Annotated in this window: 5 protein-coding genes; 2 read left to right on the top strand and 3 right to left on the bottom strand. The window is 34.6% G+C overall.

Annotated features, from left to right (window positions below; all coding sequences use genetic code 11):
* A partial coding sequence (locus tag OZD66_RS05265) for a type II secretion system protein GspD (RefSeq protein ID WP_275022428.1) occupies positions 1 to 1,067 on the top strand: 1,067 nt, incomplete at its 5' end.
* Between the two features lie 7 nt (positions 1,068 to 1,074).
* On the opposite strand, the gene OZD66_RS05260 is transcribed toward OZD66_RS05265, so the two are convergent.
* A complete protein-coding gene (locus OZD66_RS05260; protein ID WP_182366849.1) occupies positions 1,075 to 2,013 on the bottom strand; it encodes an outer membrane protein in 939 nt (312 codons plus the stop codon).
* A gap of 66 nt (positions 2,014 to 2,079) precedes the next feature.
* Positions 2,080 to 3,306, bottom strand: a complete 1,227-nt coding sequence (mtaB, locus tag OZD66_RS05255) for a tRNA (N(6)-L-threonylcarbamoyladenosine(37)-C(2))-methylthiotransferase MtaB (RefSeq protein WP_077188084.1) — start codon at positions 3,304 to 3,306, stop codon at positions 2,080 to 2,082.
* A gap of 389 nt (positions 3,307 to 3,695) precedes the next feature.
* On the opposite strand from mtaB, the gene gatA reads away from it, so the two are divergent.
* Complete coding sequence (gene gatA, locus OZD66_RS05250) at positions 3,696 to 5,165, top strand: Asp-tRNA(Asn)/Glu-tRNA(Gln) amidotransferase subunit GatA (protein ID WP_182366846.1); 1,470 nt, start codon at positions 3,696 to 3,698, stop codon at positions 5,163 to 5,165.
* Positions 5,166 to 5,345: 180 nt separating this feature from the next.
* On the opposite strand, the gene OZD66_RS05245 is transcribed toward gatA, so the two are convergent.
* The gene (locus OZD66_RS05245; RefSeq protein ID WP_275022426.1) at positions 5,346 to 5,789 is read right to left on the bottom strand and encodes a hypothetical protein; all 444 of its coding nucleotides are present in this window, start codon (positions 5,787 to 5,789) and stop codon (positions 5,346 to 5,348) included.
* Between the last annotated feature and the right edge of the window lie 44 nt (positions 5,790 to 5,833).

The raw sequence follows: 5,833 nt of genomic DNA, 5'->3' as shown, positions 1-5,833 counted from the left end.
TCATAACTATATGCTGCTGGCATTCAACCTCCTTATCATCATCTATCCTTATCCTATCACATCCGGACTTTTATGGAAAGAGCTATACTAACAGTGATGGAAGTAACGTTGATAGGGACTATAACAATGTTATGAAGTCTCAATACAGTAGTGACTTATGGAATTCATTAGAAAAAGGCTTGAATGCAATAATGGATGTTAACGGGGTGGATGATGGCGAATTCCTTTCATCCAACAGAGAAGCTGGTGTTATTATTTTGAATGCTAGAAAAGATATCCACAAAGCTGTTGAAGAATATATTAATAAGGTTAAGAAGTTAGCGTCTTCTCAAGTAATGATAGAGGCAAAAATAGTTGAAGTTGTGCTAGATGACAAATACCTTTCTGGTATGAACTTAAATGACTTACAAGATGGAACTAAGTCTATAATAAATCAAGATAACTCCATTATTAACCTAGCAATGAACTTTGGTGCAAATGATCTAGGAGATTTAGTAAAAAATTTAGACAAATTTGGCACTTCAACTGTAATTTCAAGCCCCAGAGTACATGCTATAAATAATCAGCAAGCGATGATTTCATTTACTAAAAACCATATTTATTTTACCTCCGATATACAAAAAGATACTAGAAACTCTAATCAGACCTTAATTACCAAGATGAATAGCGTCCCAATAGGTGTTGTGCTAATAATCCACCCAAGCATTAACATTGATACTAGTGAAATATTCATGGATATACATCCAACTTTATCAAGAATTAACGGCTACACTAAAGATCCAGATATAGAGTACGTCGCACAGCAGAGTAAAATGAAATTAAATAGCGACATTCCAATTGTTGAAATCAGAGAAATGAACTCTATGTTAAAAATTAAGAGCGGTGAAATTATGGTAATCGGCGGGCTTATAGAACATAGAGAAGATAAGCAAAGCTTATTGCACCAGAAGTCAAAAAGGCTAGCGAATAATATTAGAACAGTAGAAACTGTCATTTTTTTAAAAGCAACAATCGTACCAACATTTGGTTTGTTAGATAGAAAAGATAAGAGTTTATATATATATTAAATTATCACTAAAAATTAAATATCAAACCAACTTCAATATTGTGAGTAGATATGTCATCTGCAATAGGTGTCGGAATGCTAAAATAACGATAGCCGAGAAAGGTTTTGATTTCTGGGATTATTGAATAATCAACACCAAGTTTTATTTGATAAGCAAACCAAGGAACATTCAGTGGCATTGAATTTTGGGGTGACCCATTAATCCTTTTTAATCTAAAAACTGTTGGTCCTATACCAAGACCGATGTACGGAGCAAATTGTGTATCCTGAACGCTGGGATTATAATAGAAGTTTAACAAAAACGCAAATATACTTGCTGATTTATCAAATACCGGAGGAGAATTACTATCTTCAATATTGGCTATAGAATACGCGGCTTCAAAATCAATTTTACCATTTTCTCCAGCATAGTAACCTAAAGACATGCTGCTAAACCACTGGAAATCAATTTTACCATCAAATTGCTGTATACTTTTAATTTCATCTGCCACTATATTTTTTATTATAAAACCATAATGACTTTCAACTAAAGTTAGGACTCTTTTTCCTATTTCTTGTATACCCTTTACAAATGTTTCTGAATTATCATGGTATACCTTACCACCGTTAGCGCTAACATAAAAATCAAGTTTTTTTGATTTTTCTTTTGTAGGCTCAGCTTGATCTGCAATACGTGACCACATATTTTTCTGATTAGCTACTTGGAAAATAGAAGGTTGCTTAATAGGACTACTTTCAAGTTCTTGATATTTTAAATCATTTATTAGTATTTCTTTTTCAGTAACCTCTTCAGAACGTATTACACTTTCATTATTATCTGTTTCTAATTTTAAGGGTTGTGCTTCAATAACCTGCTCAATGTGTGTATTATTACTAATATAAGTAATAAAAAAATAGACACATGGAATGAAAATTAAAAATAAAGTAATAGATCTTTTAGTTATCACAAATGAACCCATAATTATCATTTATAGTATAACCATCATATCATATATTTCTTTAATGTACAAAAATTAAGAAAGAGTATTTCCAATTAAATAATTATTCTCTACGCCTGTAACATTAACTTTCACAATACTTTTAGCTTGCGCTCTTGATTCAAGCTTTATTAATGCAAAATTTTCTGCTCTACCGACATTATTTTGCTCAACCAGAACACTTTGCTTAGTGTTGATCAAGGATTGACAAAAACTGCTCATAATTTCTTTATTTACTTCTCTTAAATTTTTTACTCGTTCTTTACGCACATTCTCTGGTACTTGTGGCATTCGTGCAGCAGGTGTATTTTTCCGCTCTGAATATGGAAAAGCATGTAGGTAAACTATATTTGTTTTTTTCAGTAAATCAACTGTATCCTGAAACATTTCATCAGTTTCTGTTGGAAATCCAGCAATAATATCAGCGCCAAATGCTATATTAGGCCTCAAGCTCTTCATTTTATGACAAAATTCTATCACTTGTTCTCTGTTGTGACGACGCTTCATTCTCTTTAGTATTAAATTATTACCAGATTGTAGACTCAAATGTAAATGAGGCATAAGTCTTGACTCATTAGCTATTAAATCCATTAATTCGTCGTCAACTTCAGCAACATCGATAGAGGAAAGTCTTAGCCTCTTCAACTCTGGTATATCCTTTAAAACTCTCCTAATCATTGAACCAAGTGATGGCTTACCCAACAAATCTGTACCAAAGTCAGTAATATCAACCCCTGTAAACACTACTTCTTGATATCCATTTTCTACAAAGATCCTGATTTGCTCTATAATACTGTTTATTGGCACAGATCGATTATTCCCTCTTGCCTCAGTAATTGAACAAAATGTGCAGCTATGATTACAACCATTTTGAATTTCAATAAATGCCCTTGACTTATCTTCAAATCCATTAATTAGAACAGGTTCTACTTGGTTATCACTGACCAAGATTTTATCGTCATTTAGTAAGTAATTTTCAGCTTTTAGCTTATCTTGATTACCGAGCACTTTACTTACACCAGGAATGCTACTGTAAACTTCTGGATCCAACTGAACAGCACAACCAACTACGATAATTTCTTTATTTGGATCATTTTTGTAAATCTTACGTATCTTTTGCTTTACCTGACGTTCTGCTTCGTTTGTCACTGCACAGCTATGCACCACAACAACATTTTCTCTCTTTGCTTTTTTTAATGCTTCTTTGATTAACTCGCTCTCGTAAAAATTTAGACGACAACCAAATGTTATCACTTCATTCATGTTAGTATTTTTTGCTTTAATAGACCTAAATTATATCAAATATCCAAGCAAAGTCTCTTGCATGACTATTTTTTTGTAAATAAATGCTATGCAAGCAGCAGACACTGGGATCTCAACGATTTTCACTCAGATACAGTATCACTCCTTTGCTTGTTATAGTCTTTTGACCTTTTTAAGATACAATCCGGATTGGATACTGAGTTGGTGAGTATAAAAGTATAGCTTCTACGTCATACCGCTGCGGTATCTCTTAGCCGCTAACAAGTAGCGGGATGATGATTGTCGGTGAATCTAAGTTACCTTAGCTACATTTCTAGCTGTAACTATAAATGTATGGATTTTTTATCGTGCCATGTTATAATCAACGTCTTGCTAAAAATTAAATATTGATGAATGAACTAAGAAAGTTAAGTATTACACAAATGCATGACGGGCTCAAAAAAAGGAGTTTTTCTGCCGTTGAACTCGTAGAGGCGCACATCAGTGCGGTTGAAAATGAGAAATTAAATGCATTTATAACAAAAACCCCAGAGATAGCAATGAAAGCTGCTAAAGCTGCAGATGAACATTTCTCTAGGCAAAAGGATGATTTAATCTCGCCGCTCATGGGTGTACCAGTTGGCATCAAAGATCTATTCTGTACAAAAGGAATAAAAACAACAGCATGCTCAAAAATGCTGGAAAATTTCGTTCCGACTTACGAATCTACGGTGTCTGACTTGCTTTTAAAAAGTAGAGCAGCCATGCTCGGTAAGCTTAATATGGATGAATTTGCTATGGGTTCTGCGAACACAAATAGCTATTTTGGCCCTGTTGAAAATGTGTGGATTAGAAAAAGCGATGGGGAAAAAGTTGTTCCTGGTGGATCATCTGGTGGATCTGCAGCATCGGTTGCTGGATTTTTATGCGCTGGAGCGTTAGGGAGCGACACCGGTGGATCTGTACGCCAACCAGCAGCTTATTGTGGAGTAGTTGGAATAAAGCCAACTTATGGAAGATGCTCGCGTTTTGGTATGATTGCATTTGCGAGTTCTCTGGATCAAGCAGGAGTCATTACTCGTTCTGTCTCTGATTCAGCATTAATGCTGGAAGCAATTTGTGGCTATGATACAAAAGATTCAATATCGAGCGAAAAGCCAGTGCCTAAATTTTCTAGCTTTATAAATGGTGATGTCAAGGGTAAGTGTATTGGTATACCAAAAGAATATAGGATGGATGGAATTTCAGAGGAAATAGTTCATAATTGGGAAAGAGTTGCTTCCTATTTAAAAGAAAATGGCGCTGAAGTTGTTGACATTACTCTGCCACATACTAAATATGCAATACCAGTCTATTATTTAATCTGTTCTGCTGAAACTTCATCCAATCTTGCTCGTTACGATGGTGTGCGTTATGGATTAAGGGTTGATGCTGATACCCTTGAAGAAATGTATTCACTAACAAGAGCAGAAGGTTTTGGTAAAGAGGTGAAAAGAAGAATTTTAATTGGCGCTTATGCGCTTTCTTCAGGTCATTATAATGAATATTACGAAAAAGCGCAGTGCATTAGGGCATTAATCAGAAATGATTTTATAAAAGCGTTTGAAAAAATAGATTACATACTTGTGCCATCTGCTCCAACAGAAGCTTTTGGCTTAAATGAAAAGCCAGATCCGCTAATTATGTGCATCAATGATGTGTTTACTGTGCCGGCAAGTCTGGCAGGATTGCCTGCTATTTCTGTTCCTGTTGGGCTCTCCAATGAGGGTTTACCACTTGCCTTGCAAGTGATTGGAAATTATTATGATGAAGCTGGAATATTAAATGTGGCAAGTGTGATAGAGCAAAATTGTGGCAGAATAATTAGACCTCTTGCATAATCTATTTTTTGATAGTAATTTTTGCATTAAAATTTGCTTACGCTCCTCAACGTACTCTATGGTTCCATTTTTAGATGAATAGCAAAAACAGGGTATATTAATCTGTTTACAAAATTTTCGTGTAACAGTTCACACTTAATTAAACAGACTGAATTCTGTAATTTTGGGATGTTGAAAAATTTACCTCACGTTGTCATTCCAGCGCATAACGCTGAAATCCAGATTTATAGAAACGAAAAAACTTGCTTGACACATTTTGCCAACCCCCTTATTATGATGTGTGGTACAATGATACAAATTAAGAATTCCCCCATCCTGTGCTGGTTCTTCGATCTGAAATCCTACTTCTACCTGATCACGACCAATGTTAATTTGTCCTATCAATGCTTTAATAATACCACGTTTAGTTCCCCAATCTAGCTGTTCCAAGTTCGATTTTATACTAGAATAAAAATTCTTTATGCTACTTATAATACCTTTTATTCCCGTCTCTACTGCCTTTTGATTAGTCTCCTTCTTTTTCTCTTCTTCTATTCCTTTTAAACGCTCTTGAAGATTTTTCATTGTCTCTTTAAATGCTTCCTTATACCAATTCTCATTATTAGGAGGACAAATAGGAGACATTGCAGAGTTGTTTAATTATGGAGTGGGTAAGAGAGGTAACAAAT

Source organism: Wolbachia endosymbiont of Drosophila baimaii (genome assembly GCF_028982185.1).
Taxonomy (GTDB): Bacteria; Pseudomonadota; Alphaproteobacteria; order Rickettsiales; family Anaplasmataceae; genus Wolbachia; species Wolbachia pipientis.
Note: the sequence above shows the minus strand (reverse complement) of the source record. Positions and strands in the feature narration are given on the sequence as shown.